Below are 21,448 nucleotides of genomic sequence, written 5' to 3'. Positions count from 1 at the left end.
AAGTCAGTAAAAAAATGGTTCGAAAATTGTACAGCCAGGTCTTTTTAGAGAAAGAAGCCTACTCAGAAACGAGTAGGCTTCTTTATTTTTAGTAAATTTTGTTTGTTATGCCTCATGATGTTTATATCCTCAAAGCAGTAGTACAGAACGTTACTATGTAGGAGAAACAACCAATGTTTCTACCCGGTTAAATAAGCACAATTCAAGATCTACGACAAGCACGCGGTATGGAGTGCCATGGCGGCTCATTCAAGTAATACCATGTGGAGCCAGACAAGAGGCGCTCCATTTGGAGAAACAAATTAAAAAACGAGGCATATCGCGTTGGTTATTGGGTCATGGCATCGTGTTATGATATCGCGTACCGCTGTAAGCGGCAAGGTCGCAGGTTGTAATCCTGCCACCCGGATTTATTTTTTAAATCCTTGAAATTATTTATCAGAAAGGGTTTATGTTTTTTTTATTTTCTCTGTTTTATTCGAACTAATAATAGGGTGCATGCTGAATATAACTCAATCAGTGTTTGCTACAGTTAAAACCGCAGGGATCAAGCTGGATATAATGAAGGTGTGTTTTGATACATGATTGGAAAATTATTTCGTTGGATAAGAAAAAAAAATTAGTTTGCAGTCCTTACATGAGTAGTATGCATTTATTATACCTCAATAATAAATTTATTCTTCACCCTCAAAACCATTTCTCTATGGACGCTCAAGTAAAACCTTTATCCATTTCCCTGTCAGAGGCTGTTAAGTGCGCCAAGTTTGTCAACCTGGCAGACATTATTTACAAACAGGCAGTAAAGAAAAAAGATACGGCAACACAACAAAATCCTTCAATGAAGGCGTATGCAGATATCTATAACGATAATACCTACCAGCTATTGATAGACAAGGACTTTTTGACAAATTACCAGGTATTGTACAATGTACAGATGATGGAGAATAAGACCCCGGTCTATTTCGGTTTTATAGCACAGCATAACAGCTCCAAGGAATATGTGATCGCCATCCGTGGTACGGAAAGCTCTTTTGAAACCATCGCAGACAACTATTTCGTTCCAACCCCCTTTAAAGAGTTTAGTAGCAACCCATCAGTACCATCCGGCTTTTACAATGTTTATGAATCAGGCCAAATCATATTGCCGGCCGGCTCTGCTAATCCAATTAAGCCTATCTCGTTAAAAACTGTTGCAGCCAATCCGGTAGCTATTATGAAAGATGCCGCAAACGTACAAACAATGCTTACAGGTCATAGCCTGGGAGCCGCGTTGATTACCTATTATGCTGCAGCTGTCTCTGTCGGACAGGGTAAAGATATAGATCTTTGCGTGTATACTTACGCGTCGCCAATGACAGGCGATAGCACCTTTACCGGGACGTTCAACAAGAACATAACTGAAAGCTACCGGGTATATAATAAGCCGGATGTTGTTCCAGACCTTCCGCAGTGGTACGAAAACGGTGCTAACATTTATACCCAGGTCGCTAAGGGCTACCAGATTGATTCAACAAATAATAAAAATGTAAGCACCGCCTTCGGATGCGCACACCAGCTACCGGTTTATCTGTATCTACTTGAGAAACTCAATGGAAATGATAACCCCAATATCATAAACGCCGGAGGTGGTACTTGTAGGGCCAAAAGCTAATAAAAGGGGACCGACGGCAAAATGATAATAAATTTAGCCGCCGGTTCCCCAGTTTCAGGAAGCAGTTTTACTTGTTACCAATAGGATAAACCAGGCTATCCATTTAGCTAAATCCCAAAAAGATATCTGCTGCAATAAAGAATGCCAATTTGCTTCTACTCTTTTGTATTGATCCGGCAAAAGCGTAACCGCTTTCTCAATATCTTCGTAAACTCCATCTTGAACAGTTTCCCAGTTTTTATTCCTAAACAGGGAGAGAAAAGAGCCTATTTAGATTGCAAAAGATTAAAAGCTAAAAAATTGTATCAGAACAAATGGGATGTTTTTGACAGGGATGAAAATGCTGCAATTCAAGAATAAATTACAACTAGGATATTATTCAAAATATTATTTACTGTTAGACCTAATAGTTCATGGCCATAGGAACAACAATATGGGCGCTCTCAAAATACAATTGGGACTTACTATTTCCTGATTAATCTATAATAATAAAACAGATAGATGTTTCAAAACTAAATACAACTCAATCGTACTATAAGTATCTTCAATATATTCATAGCTTAATTAAAACTCCATCCATGAGTAAAGAATTTATTGGTGCATTTACATTCAGAAATGAAGGTGATGGATGTCTAACCTCAAAATACCTTGAACATACAGAAGACACCTCTTACACTGAATCTTGCAAAAGGACTCCCAATAGTGAGATTACAGATGATCCATTTGAAGGAACATATCGAACCTCCTGGCTCGAATCTAATAATGGAGATGATACAGCACAGTTAACTATAACGAAACAGGGTAGCATATACCATATAGAATGGACGAATTTGACCAGAAATACCACATTACAATACAGAGGGAGGGCTATGAGATATGAAGGTAATCTGGTAGGTGCTTATTGGAATCCCTAATTTGAACATTAAAACTTTTATATAACTGTAATAGCTACTATTTACCACAGCAAAAAAATATGCTTAATAAGAGTACTTGCGTAAATCAGTGATTAATTGTTGTCAAATAAATTTTTTGATTACTCTAATTTTTCATTCTTATAATGATAACACGCTTGTACTACTGATGAGAAACCGTGAATAAATGCCGGTTGTTTCTTCTTATGCGCCCCCGGACATCGCCATATCGGCGGTAATCTATTAGGGAGAACAACCCGTCTGCGTACTGGTGTTACGGCAACCTTGACAGCTACCCGCAAACATGTTTCCTGTAGTATAACAAAGATAGCTTCGCGGTCTTTTCCATCACGTAATAAGCATAGTGCTTTACCAATTAGTTGCCTGTATAAGGTGTGTGCCTTATCCTTTTTCTGTAGTTGCCGGTATACCACTGAAGCCATCTTTGATGCAACTCCAAATAGCCCGGCATTTTCCATGGTTTTATGGAAGGCCGGATCTTTTTTCACCCGCTTGCCAGTAAGAGAACTCTTTGCCCGTAAATAATGTTTATCTGCCATTTTATAAATGCAGCAACCGGAAATAGTACCTGTAAATGGGAAATTATCACGGAGCCTTGCCATGGGATATGATTTCAGGGCTATAAATAACAAATGCTTCCTTTATAAATTTAACCCTTTTATTAAAATTCACCAACAAACAGGTGTTCCGGTGCTTTCCTTGTGTCATCCTTGTGCTGTCACAGGGAGTTAAAGCGTACTTTGGGGCAATACATGTCATCCCTTGAAGCACCATCCGGTTTGATCCTCCAAAGGAGGATGGGGTGAACGAATGTTAAGCTTATTGGTATTTATGGCATTGGAACTGGTCTTGGGTGAAGAGGCTCATAGACTCCAAGTTTTCCTCCACCGGGCAGCGTCAAATAAGTTAGATACCCCCATCTTTGATTTTGAACCGGATCGCAATGAATCTTCACATCAGTCATTTGCTGAATGAAATGTTGGATGTCGTCACACAATAAGAATAGCTCGCTTGGTGTATTGGTTTCCGCAGGATGAACTGCTATTTCTGATGGAGGCAGACCAAAGATGAGCCATCCGTGTCCAACGTCAACGTTGGTCAGATTAAGAACTTTTAAAAGGAAGTTTCTGTCGGCTTCCGGGTTCAGACTGTACAAAACTGTATGCGTCCCTGTAATCATAAAATGTTGAGTTGTGATTGGAGGTGTGTTAGGTTTCCAGCCCATCCATTTCCTCTTCCTACAATGATATCACCCTCGTGTTTCAGAAACTTAATCCTTTTGCTTTATCTTTTGGCGATGATTTAATCCCCAGTTAACCAGGCTTTCCGTAACCGGGAAAACGCTCTGCCCGTATGCTGTTATGGCGTACCGCACGGTAATTGGTTTTGTATTCATCACTGTACGGGAAACAAGCAGGTTGATCTCCAGATCCTGTAGTTCCTTCGACAGCATTTTTGCAGATATGTCCTCAATACCACGCTGGATTTTTTTGAATGTATTGGTTTCATTAATGTGATTATTCAGATGACGCATAATCCTTAATTTCCATTTCCCACCCAATACCTCCAGGCTGTCGCGAATGGCATTTAACTCTTGTTCGCAGGTTGCTTCTTGTCTTTTGTTATCTCTCATTTTTACTGACCTGTTAACAAAAGGTTACTAGTTACCATTAGTTAACCGATAACTAAAGTAAACTATTTGGTTCTAATTTTGAGCAATTACTAATCAGTAAATCAAAAAAAACAAATGAAAAAACTTGATTACTACGTATTAGACGTATTTACAGACCAGCGATATAAGGGTAATCAGCTCTCTGTAGTGTATATCGAAAACGAACTTACTATCGAACAGTATCATGATATTTCCCGTGAATTCGGCTACTCAGAAACTTCTTTCGTGAATTATTCAACGGAACAAAACGTTTTCAAAGTGAGGTCATTCACTCCTGCAAAATTTGAAGTTGCCGGCGCCGGGCACAACCTGCTTGGTGCAGTTTGCCTTGCATTATTAAAAAAGTGGGATATTTTTAAAAATCAAGGCGAACAGCCCTGGGTACTCATAAAGGACACAAAGATACCGCTAAACATTACCGAAGAGAATGGATTGCCTTATGTTGCCATGAAGCAAAGACAGGCCGAAGTAATCAGAACTGTCCCAATCGATATGATTTCCGAAGCAGTTGGATTAAGCATCGATGATCTTACGCTAAATGATTGGCCAATCAATATTGTGCAAACAGAGGTTCCGCATTTAATGGTACCCGTAAAAGATTTAGCATCTCTTGAAAAAGCCATTTCGCATAAATATTTATTGAAAGAAATATCAGAAAAATTTGGTTTTGAAGGCTGCTATTTATTTACAACAAAAAGTTCAAGTGAAAAATACCTGGCCGAAACAAGATTTTTTAATCCCGGAATGGGCATTGATGAAGATCCGGCTACAGGTACTGCTGCCGGGCCACTGGCTGGATATCTTGAAATGCTTGGCTATATCAAAAAAGACCAGAATTTCCTGATCCTGCAAGGGAAATATGTGGAACACCCATCCACCATTCGCGTTAAGGTAGTCGAAAATGGAATCTGGGTTAGCGGTTCCTCTACAATTGTAATGGAAGGACAGATTTATTTATAAATATGTGCGAAAAAATTTTGTTGAAAAGTGATTGGTCTATTTAAGAGAATAGAAAAACTAGTCTGCAAATATTTATCTTTGATACAAGGCAATGCCCTGTTCGTTAGTGGTAATTTTACAGGTTACTGTCTTTACAATAACTAATAGAAAATGAATTACCAGATAATTGCACCTCCCCCATCGCTGAAAAATCATGTTCGTTACTTCTGGACGTTGGAGAACCAAACTGATGATGTATCGCAAAAGACCTTCACCGTAATGTGTAATGGTTTCCCAGGGCTTATTTTCCAGGAGAACCGGGAGGTGTTCACTGGTTTCGGGGGCGAACGATTACCACAATTGTTTGTTTTCGGTCAGGCGAGGAAGTATGGGCAATTGCATGGCAGCGGCAGTTTTCGCACTATTGGCGTAAACTTTCAGCCGACAGCACTTAAGTCGGTGTTTGGTTTAAACGCAAATGAGTTGACCGATCAAAATACTTGTATCAGTCACCTTGCTAAAACATCTTTAAGTGAACAGCTACTCAATTGTAGTTCCGCGCAACAACAGGCTGCTTGTCTTTTTACGTTCCTGCTGGAGCAAGCGCACCGTCATGAAGACGAAAACAAAAAACTGGGTTATGCCGTAGTTGCACTACAACAGGGCAAAAGGCTGTCTCGTGTGTTGCATGACCTCAATTTATCGGAGCGTTCGCTGGAACGTCTCTTTCTTACGCATATTGGCATTACGCCAATTTTGTATGCCCGCATCTGTCGTTTCCAAACATCGGTAGCGCTTTTGCGACAAGGCAAACTTCGTTCGCTCACAGAGATTGCACATTCGCTTGACTACTTTGACCAATCTCATTTTATCCGCGATTTTAAACTTTTTTCGGGCGTAAGCCCGGGCATTTACCTGCGCAAATCCATTGAACGGATGCCTGGATTTCCTGAATGGCAATCATAAAAAAGGCCTTGTCGGTTTTTTACAATTTTCTCAAATCTGCAGTGTTTAATTTTGCCACATATTAGCTTGCATTCAATAAAGTAATTTTTCTAATTATTGATATAATAAGCCGATCAAACTATATAATATGGAACAAAATAAAAAAATTGCAGCACCAGACAATACTGCTGTACGGGTAGCTTTATGGAGAGCTATGCACGCTCAGATTGACGCATTACCACATATTATTGAAGACGAAATTGGGTTTAAACTGATAGCACCTGATAGTGAATGGCGGCAACGTCCTGACATGAACCCGGGTTTCACAAAACGCCTTCGGGCATCAATTGTAGCCCGTGCCCGTTTCATTGAAGATTTAGTGATAGAACAGCATGAACATGGTATCCATCAATATGTCATTCTTGGTGCAGGACTTGATACTTTTGCTCAACGCAGACCAGAGATTGCTGCTCAATTACAGCTATTTGAAATTGACCAACCTGATACCCAATCCTGGAAACAACAACGATTAATTGAACTTGGCTTTGATATTCCAAAGTGGCTGCATTTTGTTGCTGTTAATTTTGAAATTTCTTCCTGGTGGGAGCAATTAATAAATGCAGGTTTTGATACCAACAAACCTGCTGTTGTGGCTTGCACAGGCGTTAGCCTGTATCTTACAAAAGACGCGGTGTTTGCTACCCTACGCCAGATTGCAACGCTTGCACCAGGTTCAAAACTTGCTATGACATTTTATTTACCATTGGAACTCATGGAAATGGAAGACAGACCTTTGCAACAGATAGCAGAAAAAGGCGCTCAGGCAGCCGGCACGTCTTTCATCAGCTTTTTTACCCCGGAAGATATGCTGGCGCTGGCACGTGAGGCTGGTTTTAAAGAGGTGGAGATTATATCGGGTCTTGCCAAACGCTATTTTGTTGGCAGGACAGATAACCTTAGTCCTGCAAGCGGAGAAGAATTTTTGGTAGCGACTACATAGACAACAAATTCAGACTAACCGAACTCGCCGGCTATTATATTAAATTTATAGAGACAGTTTTACCGATTAATTTTATATGCAATCTAATATTAGCCAATATATTGTTGAAAAGTGGATGAAAGGTTGGTCTTTATCCCGTGAGTTATCACCGCCTGTTAAAAACGGCAGCGGATTCAGGATTGATGTAGGATGGCCACAACAAAAGGTTCGTTATGTTTTCCCGAATTTCACTAATGAATTTACAAATTTGGCGAATACTATTGTTGAACCGTGGGTTTTTCTTAAGGTGTGTGCACATCCGGATATTATTAAAAATATTTTACCATCCCGATGGGTCATACAACCACCTGGCTTTATGATGACTTGTTTCAAACCTATGTTACCAAAGCGCATCAATTTAACCGGCGAATACATATTAGAAGTGAAAGACGATATACCTGTTACTGTAGTAAAAGTGCTTACAAATAGTGGAGATATAGCTGCTATAGGTCGTATCGTTTTTGTTGATGACTTTGTAATCTATGATCGTATAGCAACTGATTCCCTCCACCGCCGCAAGGGGCTGGCAACAATTATTGTGAACACACTTGAAAACATTGCAATTTCCAGGGGTAAAACAAAAGGTGTACTGGTAGCAACAGCAGCAGGTAAAACTTTATATGAAACGCTGGGCTGGACATTATATTCACCGTATACTTCTGTAGTGATTCCTGGAACCAACAATTTTTAATAATATTTTGATTCCGCTAAGAATTGCATAATTGCCGGTTGGTCTGAATAATTTAAGCCAATGATATCTTTTATCGCCCTGCTCTTATTGTCGGCATGGCGATAATATGACCTGCAGATAGCATAACCCATAAAATATCCCAGATCACCCATTGTCTTTGAACCTGCACCATTATACAACCAGTTAGAATAATCTTCACCAAGCATCTCCTTTTTGAATTGTTGCTTCAACTTCTTTTCATGTTTCCTTCCATATTTAAGATAAGAATGGGTTAATGGTTCTTTGAGTACCAGTTCTGCAATAAAATCGCAGGCTCCTTCAAAAATTGCTTGCCCTAAAAGTATTTTACCGTCTGCTTTTTGTTGCGTGTGTACATACTCGTGAATAACAATAGGAATGATATTGTCTGAGCTTTGCGATTTAAAGAAGTTTTCCAATCTTTTGTCCGGAAATTCTGATACATCTGTATTTTTATTACCCATTGCGATTTCCGAACCAATTAATACCAGCGAATCCTTTGTGGTACCAGCGGCACGAATAGCGCTAATGGTGAAAACAATCTTTGCCGCCCGGAAGTCCGGGTATAAAATATTGAATTCCTTAATGTACGTTTCAATAGCTGGTATCTTCGGTTTTATTTTTAAAGTGTTACCTCTTATTGATCCCCAGAACTTAGGGTATTTATTGATACTTTCCACAAGTTTGGTAGCATCAAACTTTCTAAGTTCCATAAATTTTTTCAATCCATAAGTTCCTTTATCAGTGTACAACGACTTCATTAATTCAATTTGTTTGTCCTTTTCTTTTATTGTTTGAATGCTATCAAAAGCGATCCAAAAATTGTCAATATCAGTGGTCAAAACGTTGGGAGCATTTTGTCCGTTAACAACATAAGAACTTGTAAGAAAGTAAATGAATGCAATAAAATATACAGGGATGTTCTTGTGTAGAAAACCGGTGTTCCTTCTCATTTATTTAAGCTATTTTTTTGTCTATTATCTTTGGTTGTAACTGATCCTTTGGCACAGGGGACATCCATGTAAAATAAAAAAAATTAAATATCTACCCGATCTTTTTTTCTTTCTTTAATGTACGAAATCCCCCTACCGGTTTCCCGGCCGCAGAAATATTGGGGCAGACTCCCTTGTCGGTTTTGTTCTATTTCCCGGAACATAACTGTTGTTCTTTTGCTTTATCAAACAAAAAACAAATCATGAAAAACAAGTTCAGCAAAGCAGTTATACCCGCCTTTTTCATCGTTATGCTCCTGGTTACCGGGAGTAGTTTTAAGGCCATTTCAGGACAGCCACCTGTAACAGGTGATGTCCTATACAGGAAAACCTGCAGGATGTGCCATGGAAACGATGGCACCAAAGGTATGTTTGGCGCCAAAAACCTGCAGATAAGTAAACTGGAAACAGCTGCCATTGTGCAGCAGATACGTGAGGGGAAAGGCAATATGCCCTCATTTAAAAACAGGTTCTCCGGAGAAGAACTGGCGGTGCTGGCCGATTATGTAAAAAGTTTCAGACAGCATTAAACAATCGGTGACACACCGGCCCTTCTCCGGAACAACCATGATCACCCGGCTTTACAGATACTGATCATTAAAACGCTGAAGGAAGTTTGCACATAGTCAATCTACGAATTACAACCGCAATGGCCAGCGCAAACACAATGAGCGTCCCGGCAACAGCGAATGTAATCCGCATACCAGTTGCAATGGCCTCCGGTTGGGCTGATGTAATTTCATTTGTTCCGGATGCAAGAGAAAATACCGCACCCATAACAGATGCACCGGTTATAAGTCCAAGATTGCGCGACAGATTAAGTATGCCAGATATAACACCCCGTTGGTTGGGGAGGACATCCATCATGACCGAAGTGTTGTTGGCTGCCTGGAACAATTGATAACCAGGAGTCAAAACGGCGATGGCAGCAATATAACCAGCAATACCTAACATCCCTGAAAAAGCGGATAGCGCAAATGAACCAACAGCCATTTCAATGAGTCCGATGATGACCACTAATGGTGCACCCAAACGATCAACAATACGACCGGCCGGGACACCGCTAACTATGGAGATAATTGGACCAACCGACATAATTATTCCAACAAGCGACTGTTTGAGTCCCAGCGAACGAGAGAGGTAGAAAGGCCCGATCACCAACGTCGCCATCATCACTGTCGAGACTAATGCGCTCATGACCAGACTGGCACTCAACACCGGATTGCGGAACGCTGATAATCGGATTAATGGAGAGGCTACTTTTCGCTCAGCCAATACAAATAGTGCGACCCCAAAAATAGCGACCAAGAGCAAAACAACGTTCAATTTGCCGTAATGGCCGCGTCCAATCGTCATAGCAAGCGCATAAGCCGCGAGCGTTAAAGCGAGTAACAGCGTGCCTGCATTGTCAAAGCCAACCCGTTCAACTTTCGTCCGCTGTCGATCAACAGGCAGATAATGACTGACAAGAAAAAAGGTTAGGACACCTATCGGTATGTTGATAAGAAAGATTGCCCTCCAACTCAGTCCGGCAATCAAAACACCACCGAGGGATGGGCCGATAGCGGTACCAATTGCGGACGTTGTTCCCAGTAGTCCCATAGCACGACCGAATTTTTCCTTCGGTACCGTTTCACTAACAAACGCAAGAGAAAGCGCCATCATAATAGCAGCGCCAAGACCCTGCATCGCACGAAAGGCTATCAGCAACGAAAGCGAGGATGCCACACCACATAAAACTGAAGCCGCTGTAAACAAAAAGAGTCCGGACAGCAGCAACCGCCTGCGGCCTATGATATCGCCAAGCCTTCCAACGCTAACGATCAAAGTAGTAATAGCAAGAAGATAGGCAAGCACAATCCATTGGATTTCCTGGAAGGAGGCATTGAACTCCTGTACTAGTGTCGGTAGCGCAACATTGGCAATGCTGGTACCTAACGAGGATAGCAACATGGAAAGAGAAAGGCAGGCAAGCACCCACCGTACTGAGGAAGTATGTTCCAATTTTTTGGTAATAACTTTATCGTCTATAGTTTCCATTTTTGCCGATTACATTTAAAATATTTTTTTACACTACAAAAGTAAATTGAGTAGTCATCTGAATGCCAGGACAAAAATGAAGTTGAATAGGACTTATTTGAATTTTTGCCTAAATGACGCTGGTGAATAATACGGGGCTGACCATCTTTTTTGTAATTAGTAAAGGCAGCTTCAAACCCTTGATGGTACAAGATCATACCAGGTGATGTAATTTGGCAGTCTGTAACGCATTAACTATTTTCGCCATGCAATATTCTTTTAGTGGCCAGTATAAAACAGTGCGCAGATACAAAGAATATGACTTAATTAAATAAAATTCAATTGATAACGATATCAATGCGTCAGGTAAAATAAATGACGCATTGACTTTTGGTAACTATCCTATTAATCGGCCCTATTCTTTAATTTTAAAAGTTTCATTTATGAAAAAGACCAATGGTCTTATTATCAAAACCACTGTTGCCATCCTGTTCATTGGCTCCTGGCTGATCGGTTGCAGAAGAGATTTGCTTTTGTACGGCGGGCATCCGGTACAAGCCTCCACGCTTGCCAGCGGCTCATATGCTGTTTTGACTACACAGCTTCCAACGTTTAATCAAGCCGATGTTGCGGTGGAATTGGGAATGAAGTTCAAGTCCATTACCGCCGGGAAAATAACACAGCTCAGCTACTATAAAGTTGCCGGAGAAACAGGTACCCATACGGGGCATCTCTGGTCTGTCAGCGGCACCCTGTTGAAAAGCGCTGTTTTTACCTCCGAAACAGACACAGGTTGGCAGTTCGTCACATTGGATACGGCTTATAATATTGGCGCTGATACGACATTCGTTGTTTCAGTCAATTCAGTCAGCCATTATGCGTCTACCTCTCATGGGCTGGCCTCTGTCATCAACAACGGCCCACTGAGCAGCATCGCGGATAACAACGGCGTATATATTTATACGCCAGGCAGTTTCCCAAACAGTTCCTATAATGGCACCAATTATTTCCGGGATATCGTCTTTGTTCCTACTGCAAATGACCCGATCCCTCCCTCTGTTCCCGGCAGCCTGACGGCAACAAGCATCACCAGCAATAGCGCCATCCTAAGCTGGACGGCTTCTACCGATAATATAGGTGTTACCGGCTACGAGGTATACCGCAATGGTATCCTCATAGACACGACTGCTGCCACCACCCTTTCAGTCACCCATTTAAATGCGGCAGGTGCGTATAGCTTTTATGTGAAGGCCAGGGACGCTTTTGGCAACCGGTCAGCCGCCAGTAATCTTGCTGACTTTCTTACCATAAATCCGGGAACTGTTACGCAAGGTTCGCAGCTAACCACTTCGATGGTAGGACCTGCAGGGATATCCATCAGTTCCTTTACCACGGTTCCCGGGGGATCTTTTTATGGAACCGCTCTTGCTGGATGGGGTAACCTGGCACGGACTCTAGCCGCAGGCGGAGAGACGATCGATGGCTTCTGGTTCCCGCAAGGTACGGTTGTCCTGCAAGCGGCGGATATCACTTCCCAGATCACCGTTTATTCCGGCTGGCTGGTTCTACGGGGTTGCAAAGGCAGTATTATCTATCGTAATCCGATCGGTGACGGAGGTGGCGGAGCTACCCTTTACAGCCAACTCACAGCCTTTAATACCAACGGCCGTAAAGATGGAGAACAACCTGCCGAGGCCATCGTCCACCGCTGTTATTTCCCGAACAGCGGATTGGAGAATGTGTACGCGGACAATATCACGGTGACCGAATCCTGGATAACGCCCGACCCGAGTTTCACAGGTGAACATGTGGATGGTATTCAGACCTGGGGCGGACAAAGTTACCTGAACTTCTCCCGGAATCACTTCCAGTTTAATGCGCCCGATCCGGATGGCTCTTTCTCCGGACTGATAGCCATGTACACGGACGGATCGCAAGCCGGTTATTCGGGATACGATCATATAACCGTAAAGGATAACTACATTATCCTCGATAGCACCGGCATTGGACTTCATGCGCCCCTGGGTGTGCCGGTTACCAATATGTCAGTCACCGGCAATCGCTGGAAATGGACGTTAGGCGCTCCGGACAAGGACTATTCCCCGGCTGTATATACTAATACCAGTCAGACCATCCCCAACTATAAAACGGGAGGCAATAGCTGGTCCGACAATCGTTGGGTTGATGGTCCCTATGCAAATCAGTTTCTTTTACCAAATAACGTAACGGCTTCATCTGATTACTGACAGGATCCGGTTGAATAAAGCATCCTTCACCAGGCTTTACAGAGGCTGCCCCAATAGATCAGGGGCAGCCTCTGTAAAGAATTTTTATTCCCGGATATTATTCAGAAAATATCATTTTTCTGTTTGCATTACAATCCAATTGCTTTAAAAAAAGTTTCTTTATAATTACTACCTATCGGTATTTCATATTTACCAATAAATACCCGGTTCCCTTCAATATGAGAAATTTTCGATTTGTTGATTATAAAAGATCGATGCACCCGGATAAAATGCGTATCAGGAAGAAGTGCTTCCATGCTTAAAAAAGCCATATTCTGTGCTAATGAGGCGTTCAGCGTAATTATTCTTGTATAATTACCATTTGCTTCGGCATATAATAATTCATCGTAGTTAATCTTATGAATTTTACCATCTGTTTTAATAAAAAGGTAGTCATCGTTAATACTATTGCTTTTAAGCGCAACTTGCACAGGAGTGCTTAACCGCTCCATTGCTTTGTCGACTGCTATTATAAATCTTTCCAGGGAAAAGGGTTTCACGAGATAGTCGCAGGCAGCCAGGTCGAATGCGGTAACTGCATATTCCTTATAGGCTGTGGTAAATATGATCTGCGGAGGATTTTTAAGCGTATGTAAAAACCCGATCCCATCCAGTACCGGCATTTCTATGTCTAAAAAAATAATGTCGATAACGTTCTCTCCTAATATCCTCCTGGCCTCAAAGGCATTGAGGCAGGTGGCTACTACGTGTAACGCCGGATAGGTGCTGCAATAATTCAGGATAATATCGCCCGCAATCGGCTCGTCGTCTACAATAAGACAATTGATCCTATTCATTTACCATGCTTTAAGTTGAAGTTGCACTTTGTAACGATCGTTCTCTTTTTGCCGCTCCAACAAGTATTCTCCAGGATATAACAATTGAAGCCGCTTAATGGTACTTTCGATGCCTAGTCCTGAATTTTTGTTTGAAGACATCCTGGCCATATTTTCCATGCTGTAACTATTCCGGATGGAAAAATATATCGTACTATTCTCTACAGACAAGTCCATATCGATCCTGATTTTTTCGTCCGTTGTATTCCTGGCATGTTTAAACGCATTTTCCACGAATACGATAAATAGCATAGGCGCAATCTTAACCCGGCCAATGATTTCTTCCATATGTGTATTTATAATAAGCCTTTGCCCCAATCTGATTTTTTCCATAGCTATGTAATTATGAATGTAGGCCACCTCGTCTTTTAACAATACGGAATGCTGTCTGGCTTCATAGACTGAATATCTCAACAGGTCGGACAACTTCAATAATAAGCCAGGAATTGTTTCATGCTGCCTGATGGAAAGACCATATAAATTATTCAGCGTGTTAAAAAGAAAATGAGGGCTTAGTTGAGATAGTAACAGGCTTAATTCACGTTCCTTTTGCTGCCGGGCGACGTTTGCCTCATTTAACTGTTGTCTCACGGCTATCCGGGTAATAGCTAAAAAGCTCGCTCCACCAATCGATAGGATAACAAGTCCTGGAATGAAAACAAAAATGAATCGCGCGTTATCTCCTCCATCGAATTTGAAATTCATAAAATAAGCAAAGCCTATTACACCGATTGTAGAAAAAAGGGCTATCGAAATACAGGTAAAAAGGATAAACAACATCCATTTATCCTTCAGCAGCCACTTCCTGGAGATCCATCTGGCTGTATAGATGCTGCATAAGACTAACAGGTATAGAAAGATCGCTCTGGGTGTAATTTCCTTGTAATAGCGGCTGCTGAAAATAATCAGGCAAAAAAGGGATAATAGGGCCATGCAAAAGAGGATATGCCTTCTGATCCCCTTTTCGAAGAATTTGTTCATTGATGCCTTTGATAGCTCCACATAGCAAATATGCAAAACTTAGCACGAAATAGCAGGAATTGCTGTCAAATTGCAACAAATAAATGTTAAACCTGTCCAAATGAATGACTAAAATTTAGAACCGGATGTTTGTCTTTCTGCCAGGGAAAAGAGTACATCTGACCTTATTTTTTTTAAGGCGGCTTTTTACGATGAACATTTGCCCAAAAGAAAACTTATGAAGCAATTGTTGCTTTTAGCGCTATCGGTATTATGCTACTATCAGTCATCTTCTCAAAAAACCATTAATACTGTTAAACAACTTACAGACTCCATACGCATCATTGTGCAAGAGCAACACATACCGGGCCTGATGCTGGGTATTACAACAAAAGACTCCGTGCTATTTTCAGGCGGTTTTGGTTATGCGGATTTGCAGACTAAAAGGCCGGTAGACAATCAGACCCTATGCAGATTGGGTTCCATCACCAAATCATTTGTCGCGCTGGGGATACTGAAATTGGTTGAGCAGGGGAAATTACAGCTCAATGATCTGTTAAAAAACATCGCGCCGGATGTTCCATTTCAGAATCAATGGGAAGCTGACCACCCGGTCAGGATCATTAATTTATTGGAACATACTACCGGATTCGATGATATTAAGTTTGATAATGCGTATACGCTGGACAAGAAAACATATACCAACAAGGATCTAATATTGCTACATAAAAACTCCATGGTGTGCCGGTGGAAACCGGGAAGCAGGTATACTTACTGTAATGTCAATTATATTATTTTAGGATACATCATCAAAAAACTAACGGGGCTTGAATATGAACGCTATCTGACGGAAGAATTACTGTTGCCGCTGGGTATGCATAACACTAATTTCAATTTGTGGGGAAAGTATCCGGATAAAGAAGTAAAAGAATACGCTGATTCATCCGGACTGATGAAACAGGTGCCTTCGGTAACCGTTTTATTCGGGCCGGCAGCATCGTTATGGTCATGCGCTGACGACATGGTAAAATTCCTCCAATTATTCCTTCGGGAGGGCAGCCCAATCCTTTCGGCGGCTGGTATACATGACATGGAAACGCCACATAGTTCGCTGGCAGCGAAGGCCGGGTTAAAAACCGGTTATGCTATGGCCAATGCATCGGGCCACCTTTATTATAAATCCTTATTCAGAGGGCACATGGGCTCAGTAGGAACCTGCAGCTCGGATTATCTCTATAGCCACGAATCGGGGATAGGATTGGTATTGTCATCCAACGGGAATGGCGGACTGAGATCCATTGAAGACCTGATCATTCAGTACTTTGAAAGGAATAAGCCCGAAAGAATACTAAAAGACGAACCGCTTGACAAAACAACCATTAGTCCTTACCTGGGTTATTATCAATACGAGGCTCCCCGGTTTGACCTGTTAACCTTCAAAGACAGGTTGATAGTGGTTAAGGTGGAAATAGATAAGGATAACCTGTATTACAATTTTTTTGGAAGAAAGGTGAAATTACTGCAAACATCCTCATTAACCTTTCGCGAAGAGGGCACCATTGCACCAAGTGTCATTTTTACCCGGAATGAAGCGGGTAAACGGATGGTTGTTATCAACGATCAATATTGTGAAAAAGTTTCGGCGGTAGCCACCATCGATAAACTGAGTATTATTGCCATTACAGTCATCTTAGCTTTATTATCTTTACCATTAGGCATTGTATCTATTATCGCTTCATTAGCCGGCAAATTGAAATGGAGAAGATTACCCCTGACACTTTTACCCGTATTGAGTGTAATGTTATTGATCTGGGGGCTAATGAATTTCTTTAATGCGTTGGATGCAAATTATCTGGCTTACCAGCTTCGTACAATAGGCTCCCGGTCTTTGGCAATTTTTACCGGCACTTTATTATCCGGTCTGTTAGCAACAATCACCTTGGTTTTAGTGGTGAAGCAATTTAAAAAATGGCCCAACCGGTTTATTAAGTGGTGGTTATTAATTACAGCTGTATCCATATTCCTCATAACCCTATTTTTGTTGGATTATGGCTGGATTGGTTTACGTACATGGGCTATGTAATTTGCAATAACCGGTATACGGGGAGTATTAGTAAAAATTCAATCCCGCAATTGAAATGTTTCCGTATTTTACATTTCAATAAAACTAAAACTAATAAACATGTTTGACGAAATCTTAAAATCGGTACAGGATCATTTTGCCAATAATCCTGAATTAGCGGCTGCTATTCCTGCAGATCAACAGGAAGCTGTTCATAATGAAATTGCAACCCATATGGCAAATGGCCTGGCGGGTCAACAAACAGAGTCTGGCGGTTTAGGTGGATTAATGGGACAATTGGAAAATGCCCTGACATCAGGAAGTCCGGTTGTAAGCGCTATTGAAGGCGGCTTGTTAGGTAGTCTGGCTAGTAAATTCGGATTGGGCTCAGCGGCAACCGGTGCAATTGCAGCTTCTCTCCCAGGCTTATTACAAAAATTCATTCCAAAATCTGGTTCGTAATTTTTTTGAGGTTATTGTGAATGGGCTTTAATGTAAAATAAGCAAACTTAAATATTTGCTTGTTTTTAGGAGGCTGCATGCAAAATATTTTGGTGGCGTTTGAAACACCATTTTATGAAATGTAATAGATGCAATAACCAGGTTTTTCGCAAACAGCGTATAAGGAGGTATAGAATAATATATTAATTCTCCGGTTAAAAATAGGTGAGCCACTACAATTTAATCACTGTAATATAATTCTGGCGCAGCATACTCCCTGCGAGTTAATTCCCTGTATTGTACAGGTAAACACGCTTGTTAAATCATTGATGTAAAAATTAAAGGATGCTTTTCCATTAGCATTTGTAGCTCCAGCATAATGTACTGTTCAGTTGCAGGGCCTGGTCAGTGAGGTAAATAACAAAAAAGGCTTTGAGTAATAATACTCAAAGCCCGTATCTGATAAAAATTAACAGCCTGGAAATATTACTGTTAATAACGTTTCTTAGGCTTTGGAATAACTTTGCAGCAATTTCCTTTATTATCCAATGGTTCGGCGAGATAAACACCATTTACCTTTTTGTCTGTTGTTTCTGTCAGTTCCGCATCATAAGTAATCTTACCCCGCTTTATTTCATAGAATTTTGAAGGGATGTAATACATCGAATCCGCAGCAGGATATTTTTCTGTCAGATCACTACCTCCAAACTCAAGGTTGCCGTCATGGTCGTAGTCTTTAACATCTGAGCTGATGGCATTCAATATGGAATCTGCCAGGGAATGGTCAATATTGAATACATACAACCTGTTCTTATTCGGGCTTCCGTTGACCTCCAGGAAGAGGAAAACGGAATGACCGTCTTCTATCAGGCGGTTACGTTTGCTGCTGTAGTTAATAATGTCTTCATGGAACACAAAAGCTTTATTCCCGTTCACGAAAATGGTGCCCTTGTACACCGTAATTAATTGCTGCTGGCTGCTGGTAAAATGTAATTCGTTACTTTTTTTTTGAGCCATAGCTGGCAAACAAATAAAAAGCAACAGGCATAGTCTGAATAGGTGGCGCATCATAGTTTTTTATTATAAGGCTTTAATTTAGGCAAATCCCGGCAGATATTGCAACTGGCGTAAAAATTTAAGACGAAAGAAAAACAATACAACGGCTGGAACCTTTAATACCTGAATTCCCGGGAGAGAGACAATTACACTACATCATGCTGCTGTGGCAAATAGTACAGCCAGCATAGAATCGGTTATGATTCCATATATTTGTAACTATGGCAAAAGAAAAAAACAAACCAGTTCCAGTAAGATTCGATTTGAAACTTTTGGAATTGTTGAAGGAGGAAGAGAAGATAGATACCCCTCAACAAGCCTTAAATTTCCTGTCAAATTTTTGGGAAAATAACCGGCCAGCGACGACTGATTTTGCAAGTGATGCTAAGCCCATCAAGACGATTGCCCCGATTATAAAAGTGGAAAAGGGAGAAACAACAACACATCCTTCGGGGCTATCAGGAATCGATCTGCTTATCTGGAAGGCGGAGCAAAAGGAGAAAAATAATGATTAAGGATATCTTTAACGACAATCAATATGGCTGCCGTTCTTAATTCTTCTGACTTCATTTATCAATTTGAGCAATGGTTGACTAAACAAATCATTCAGCAGTTGTCGGGTCTATGATTGCTGAAACCTTGCTTACTGAATTTGCGGGAAATCCGCCTTGCTTTGCGTGTTCACGAACCATTTCCTCGTTTGGTGCATTATAAATGCAATATATTTTATCATTCGTTACATAGCTATGCACCCACTGAATCTGAGATCCCATCTTGCTTAATACTGCACAAGATGTTTGTGAAATTTCTTTCAATTGTTCGGAAGTTAATTTTCCTGCTCCCGGAATTTCCCTTTCAATTACATACTTAGGCATAATGAAATGTTTTAGTATTATTAATAGTTCTCCTGTAAGCCAGAAGAGCAAAATATAAAGCGATACCAGCTTCTCATGTTTTGTAATGCTACTTTCATTACTTTTTTTAGTTTAAAGTAGAATGGCCGAAAGCACTGAGGTAGAACTCGCTGACAGGCGTAAGCTCCGGAAAAATGACAGTTGATTTTCAATACCTGAATTTACAAATAATACCGGGTTACATTGACAATTAAGTTGTAGTCATTTATTTGGGATGTAGTGCTGCCTGGTAGCGTACGTTGGTAGTCCTTTGTCACGTAGTTTTTGCCTGAGCTAAATTCCATGCTCAACTATATAACATTAATTAACAAAGGATTTGGACTTAATAAAATACAAACCCCCTACAAACGTAATGTTTGCAGGGGGATAATAAATCCGGTAATCTTATGAGGAACCTGGCTCCAAAATGGGCAGTTCAATTAACCGGCATTGGGGTCGCTCAATAACCTGGATTTTGTTCTTTTGACAGCAATGGATTAGTGATCGTCTCACTTTGGGGGAAAGGCCAGACAAAGCGGTGGTCGGTATAAGGTACTGCTGCAATCTTTGAACGGCAAACAGGGCGATTAACGATATCGTAGTTTGAGCCATCTGACTTTACATCTGTGTAGGAGACTTTTGCAGGAATATCTCCTGTTGAAAAGATAGGGTCCTTAGATAGGCGATGTATATCAGGCCATCTTAAACCTTCTCCGGCAAATTCTATTCGTCTTTCGTTTAATATGGCTTGTGTTAAAGCACTTGTTGTCGGAAAAGAGGTACTGGTATACTGATCTCCGGGAGCTACAGCGCGGTTGCGGACTGCATTGAGTAAGCTAAGTGCAGCAGCGGCAGACGAACCAATGCGCGAAGTAGCTTCTGCGGCATTTAATAATACTTCAGCATACCTTATGATCGGCGTCCAGTCGGTTAAATTTGCCTGATCGCGGTACTTATTGTTAAAAACAAATTTGGAGGAACCATCACTGGTATTCTGGATTTGCAATAACGCTCTTCTGGCATCACTGGAAACCCAGAAAGCCGCATTATATAAATTAGGGCTGGTGATATACCATCCCCTTCCATTTCCATCTGTGTAACCAAAGAGGGCCGGTAACGCGGTATTCACACCGGAGTTGGAGCTGCTTGAGTTTTCAATAGAGAAAATCGATTCAGTATTATGGCCGTTACTGACAAACGGGCCATCAGGGCTGGCTGTGAGCTGATAAGATCCTATTGGACTGGTATAGGAGCCCCCACTACCACTTGCACCTAATTTGGTGGCCTCGGTCATCACACCCGCCCAGTCGCCCATATGCAGTTTAATACGTGTTTTAAGCGCGATAGCAGCGCCCTTGCTGGCACGGGATATCGTGTGCGATTTATTATCTATCAGATTAGCTTCTGCATAATCAAGATCTGCCAGCATCTGGGTATAATCATCTTTAACCGTTCCTCTGTCTACCTGCATGGCGGCATTCAATCCGTCAGGTGTATTAACAGCAATGGTGCGATAAGGCACACCAGGGCTGGCGCCTGCATTATCCAAAAACGGACGGGCAAAATTGATCACCAACTCATGATGGGATAATGCTCTCAGGAAACGGGCTTCCCCTTCATAAGATGCAGCAGCGGCAGGGGTAAGTATGTTTTTTGCCAATGCAGCATGCACCCCTTCAATAAAAGTATTTGTTTGATTGATGACCGCGTAGAGATTGGTCCAGGCACCACTTATATTATTATCAGTGGTAATGATGCTGTTCAGGTATATATTCGGACTAAATCCGCTGGATATCATATCCTCACCACGCAGTTCATTATGGATAATTTCATCGCCATTGAAAATAGCTCCCTGGGCGGTGCCATATATGCCGATAACGGAAAGTTCAACGTTTGCGGACGTATTAAAAGCGACTGAAGATGGAAGGGCGTCCTTAGGCTGCAGTTCAGTAGCTTTCTTGCAGGAACCTACTAACAATACACCTATAAATGCCATTGCAAGGCCTGCGATTTTTAT

At 41.3% G+C, this 21,448-nt stretch carries 21 protein-coding genes and 1 pseudogene; 12 read left to right on the top strand and 10 right to left on the bottom strand.

Annotated features, from left to right (window positions below; translation table 11 throughout):
* Positions 1-142: 142 nt before the first annotated feature.
* The 3 genes and pseudogenes from CLV51_RS29925 to CLV51_RS19565 all read left to right on the top strand — a co-directional run.
* A pseudogene (locus CLV51_RS29925) lies at positions 143-355 on the top strand (GIY-YIG nuclease family protein); the annotation flags it as partial.
* A 348-nt stretch (positions 356-703) separates the two neighbouring features.
* A complete protein-coding gene (locus tag CLV51_RS19575) occupies positions 704-1,651 on the top strand; it encodes a lipase family protein (protein ID WP_158267075.1) in 948 nt (315 codons plus the stop codon).
* Positions 1,652-2,229: 578 nt separating this feature from the next.
* Positions 2,230-2,565: a hypothetical protein gene (locus CLV51_RS19565; protein WP_106529773.1), complete on the top strand. Its 336-nt coding sequence runs from the start codon at positions 2,230-2,232 to the stop codon at positions 2,563-2,565.
* Between the two features lie 119 nt (positions 2,566-2,684).
* Here the strand turns inward: CLV51_RS19565 and CLV51_RS19560 are convergent, their stop codons facing one another.
* The 3 genes from CLV51_RS19560 to CLV51_RS19550 form a co-directional block, all read right to left on the bottom strand.
* Positions 2,685-3,185: a hypothetical protein gene (locus CLV51_RS19560; RefSeq protein WP_106529772.1), complete on the bottom strand. Its 501-nt coding sequence runs from the start codon at positions 3,183-3,185 to the stop codon at positions 2,685-2,687.
* Positions 3,186-3,412: 227 nt separating this feature from the next.
* A complete protein-coding gene (locus CLV51_RS19555; RefSeq protein ID WP_106530062.1) occupies positions 3,413-3,763 on the bottom strand; it encodes a VOC family protein in 351 nt (116 codons plus the stop codon).
* A gap of 90 nt (positions 3,764-3,853) precedes the next feature.
* Complete coding sequence (locus tag CLV51_RS19550) at positions 3,854-4,216, bottom strand: winged helix-turn-helix transcriptional regulator (protein ID WP_106529771.1); 363 nt, start codon at positions 4,214-4,216, stop codon at positions 3,854-3,856.
* Between the two features lie 114 nt (positions 4,217-4,330).
* Between CLV51_RS19550 and CLV51_RS19545 the strand changes: the two genes are divergently transcribed.
* From CLV51_RS19545 to CLV51_RS19530, 4 genes are all read left to right on the top strand, one after another.
* On the top strand, positions 4,331-5,215 hold the full coding sequence (locus CLV51_RS19545) for a PhzF family phenazine biosynthesis protein (protein WP_106529770.1): 885 nt from the start codon (positions 4,331-4,333) through the stop codon (positions 5,213-5,215).
* A gap of 150 nt (positions 5,216-5,365) precedes the next feature.
* Positions 5,366-6,160: an AraC family transcriptional regulator gene (locus CLV51_RS19540; protein WP_106529769.1), complete on the top strand. Its 795-nt coding sequence runs from the start codon at positions 5,366-5,368 to the stop codon at positions 6,158-6,160.
* 127 nt (positions 6,161-6,287) lie between these two features.
* Positions 6,288-7,139: a class I SAM-dependent methyltransferase gene (locus CLV51_RS19535; RefSeq protein WP_106529768.1), complete on the top strand. Its 852-nt coding sequence runs from the start codon at positions 6,288-6,290 to the stop codon at positions 7,137-7,139.
* 76 nt (positions 7,140-7,215) lie between these two features.
* Complete coding sequence (locus CLV51_RS19530) at positions 7,216-7,869, top strand: GNAT family N-acetyltransferase (protein ID WP_106529767.1); 654 nt, start codon at positions 7,216-7,218, stop codon at positions 7,867-7,869.
* On the opposite strand, the gene CLV51_RS19525 is transcribed toward CLV51_RS19530, so the two are convergent.
* Positions 7,866-8,840 carry a gliding motility protein GldB-related protein gene (locus tag CLV51_RS19525; protein WP_106529766.1) on the bottom strand — a complete coding sequence of 325 codons (975 nt, stop codon included), beginning with the start codon at positions 8,838-8,840 and terminating at the stop codon, positions 7,866-7,868. The two genes, CLV51_RS19530 and CLV51_RS19525, sit on opposite strands and share 4 nt — an antisense overlap.
* Before the next feature lie 242 nt (positions 8,841-9,082).
* Between CLV51_RS19525 and CLV51_RS19520 the strand changes: the two genes are divergently transcribed.
* A complete protein-coding gene (locus CLV51_RS19520) occupies positions 9,083-9,409 on the top strand; it encodes a c-type cytochrome (protein WP_106529765.1) in 327 nt (108 codons plus the stop codon).
* A 67-nt stretch (positions 9,410-9,476) separates the two neighbouring features.
* On the opposite strand, the gene CLV51_RS19515 is transcribed toward CLV51_RS19520, so the two are convergent.
* A complete protein-coding gene (locus CLV51_RS19515; RefSeq protein WP_106529764.1) occupies positions 9,477-10,919 on the bottom strand; it encodes an MFS transporter in 1,443 nt (480 codons plus the stop codon).
* Between the two features lie 422 nt (positions 10,920-11,341).
* Here CLV51_RS19515 and CLV51_RS19510 point away from each other — a divergent pair, with 422 nt between their 5' ends.
* A complete protein-coding gene (locus tag CLV51_RS19510) occupies positions 11,342-13,144 on the top strand; it encodes a DUF4082 domain-containing protein (protein WP_106529763.1) in 1,803 nt (600 codons plus the stop codon).
* A gap of 128 nt (positions 13,145-13,272) precedes the next feature.
* Here CLV51_RS19510 and CLV51_RS19505 read toward each other — a convergent pair whose 3' ends face one another.
* Together CLV51_RS19505 and CLV51_RS19500 are read right to left on the bottom strand one after the other, a co-directional pair.
* Entirely contained in the window at positions 13,273-13,980 is a 708-nt protein-coding gene (locus CLV51_RS19505; RefSeq protein ID WP_106529762.1) for a LytR/AlgR family response regulator transcription factor, read from the bottom strand.
* Entirely contained in the window at positions 13,981-14,952 is a 972-nt protein-coding gene (locus CLV51_RS19500; protein ID WP_158267074.1) for a sensor histidine kinase, read from the bottom strand.
* 265 nt (positions 14,953-15,217) lie between these two features.
* Here CLV51_RS19500 and CLV51_RS19495 point away from each other — a divergent pair, with 265 nt between their 5' ends.
* Both CLV51_RS19495 and CLV51_RS19490 read left to right on the top strand, forming a co-directional pair.
* Positions 15,218-17,062, top strand: coding sequence for a serine hydrolase domain-containing protein (locus CLV51_RS19495; protein ID WP_106529760.1), 1,845 nt, complete (start codon positions 15,218-15,220; stop codon positions 17,060-17,062).
* A 99-nt stretch (positions 17,063-17,161) separates the two neighbouring features.
* Positions 17,162-17,503, top strand: a complete 342-nt coding sequence (locus CLV51_RS19490; RefSeq protein ID WP_106529759.1) for a hypothetical protein — start codon at positions 17,162-17,164, stop codon at positions 17,501-17,503.
* Between the two features lie 471 nt (positions 17,504-17,974).
* Here CLV51_RS19490 and CLV51_RS19485 read toward each other — a convergent pair whose 3' ends face one another.
* Positions 17,975-18,553, bottom strand: a complete 579-nt coding sequence (locus tag CLV51_RS19485; protein ID WP_158267073.1) for a hypothetical protein — start codon at positions 18,551-18,553, stop codon at positions 17,975-17,977.
* Positions 18,554-18,759: 206 nt separating this feature from the next.
* Here CLV51_RS19485 and CLV51_RS19480 point away from each other — a divergent pair, with 206 nt between their 5' ends.
* On the top strand, positions 18,760-19,053 hold the full coding sequence (locus tag CLV51_RS19480; RefSeq protein WP_106529757.1) for a hypothetical protein: 294 nt from the start codon (positions 18,760-18,762) through the stop codon (positions 19,051-19,053).
* Between the two features lie 87 nt (positions 19,054-19,140).
* On the opposite strand, the gene CLV51_RS19475 is transcribed toward CLV51_RS19480, so the two are convergent.
* Together CLV51_RS19475 and CLV51_RS19470 are read right to left on the bottom strand one after the other, a co-directional pair.
* Positions 19,141-19,413 carry a DUF4242 domain-containing protein gene (locus CLV51_RS19475; RefSeq protein WP_106529756.1) on the bottom strand — a complete coding sequence of 91 codons (273 nt, stop codon included), beginning with the start codon at positions 19,411-19,413 and terminating at the stop codon, positions 19,141-19,143.
* 478 nt (positions 19,414-19,891) lie between these two features.
* Positions 19,892-21,427 carry a RagB/SusD family nutrient uptake outer membrane protein gene (locus CLV51_RS19470; RefSeq protein ID WP_158267072.1) on the bottom strand — a complete coding sequence of 512 codons (1,536 nt, stop codon included), beginning with the start codon at positions 21,425-21,427 and terminating at the stop codon, positions 19,892-19,894.
* Positions 21,428-21,448: the final 21 nt, after the last annotated feature.

It is taken from the genome of Chitinophaga niastensis, assembly GCF_003014755.1.
Taxonomy (GTDB): Bacteria; Bacteroidota; Bacteroidia; order Chitinophagales; family Chitinophagaceae; genus Chitinophaga; species Chitinophaga niastensis.
The sequence above is the reverse complement of the archived record's forward strand: the minus strand, read 5'-3'. Positions and strand labels throughout refer to the sequence as shown.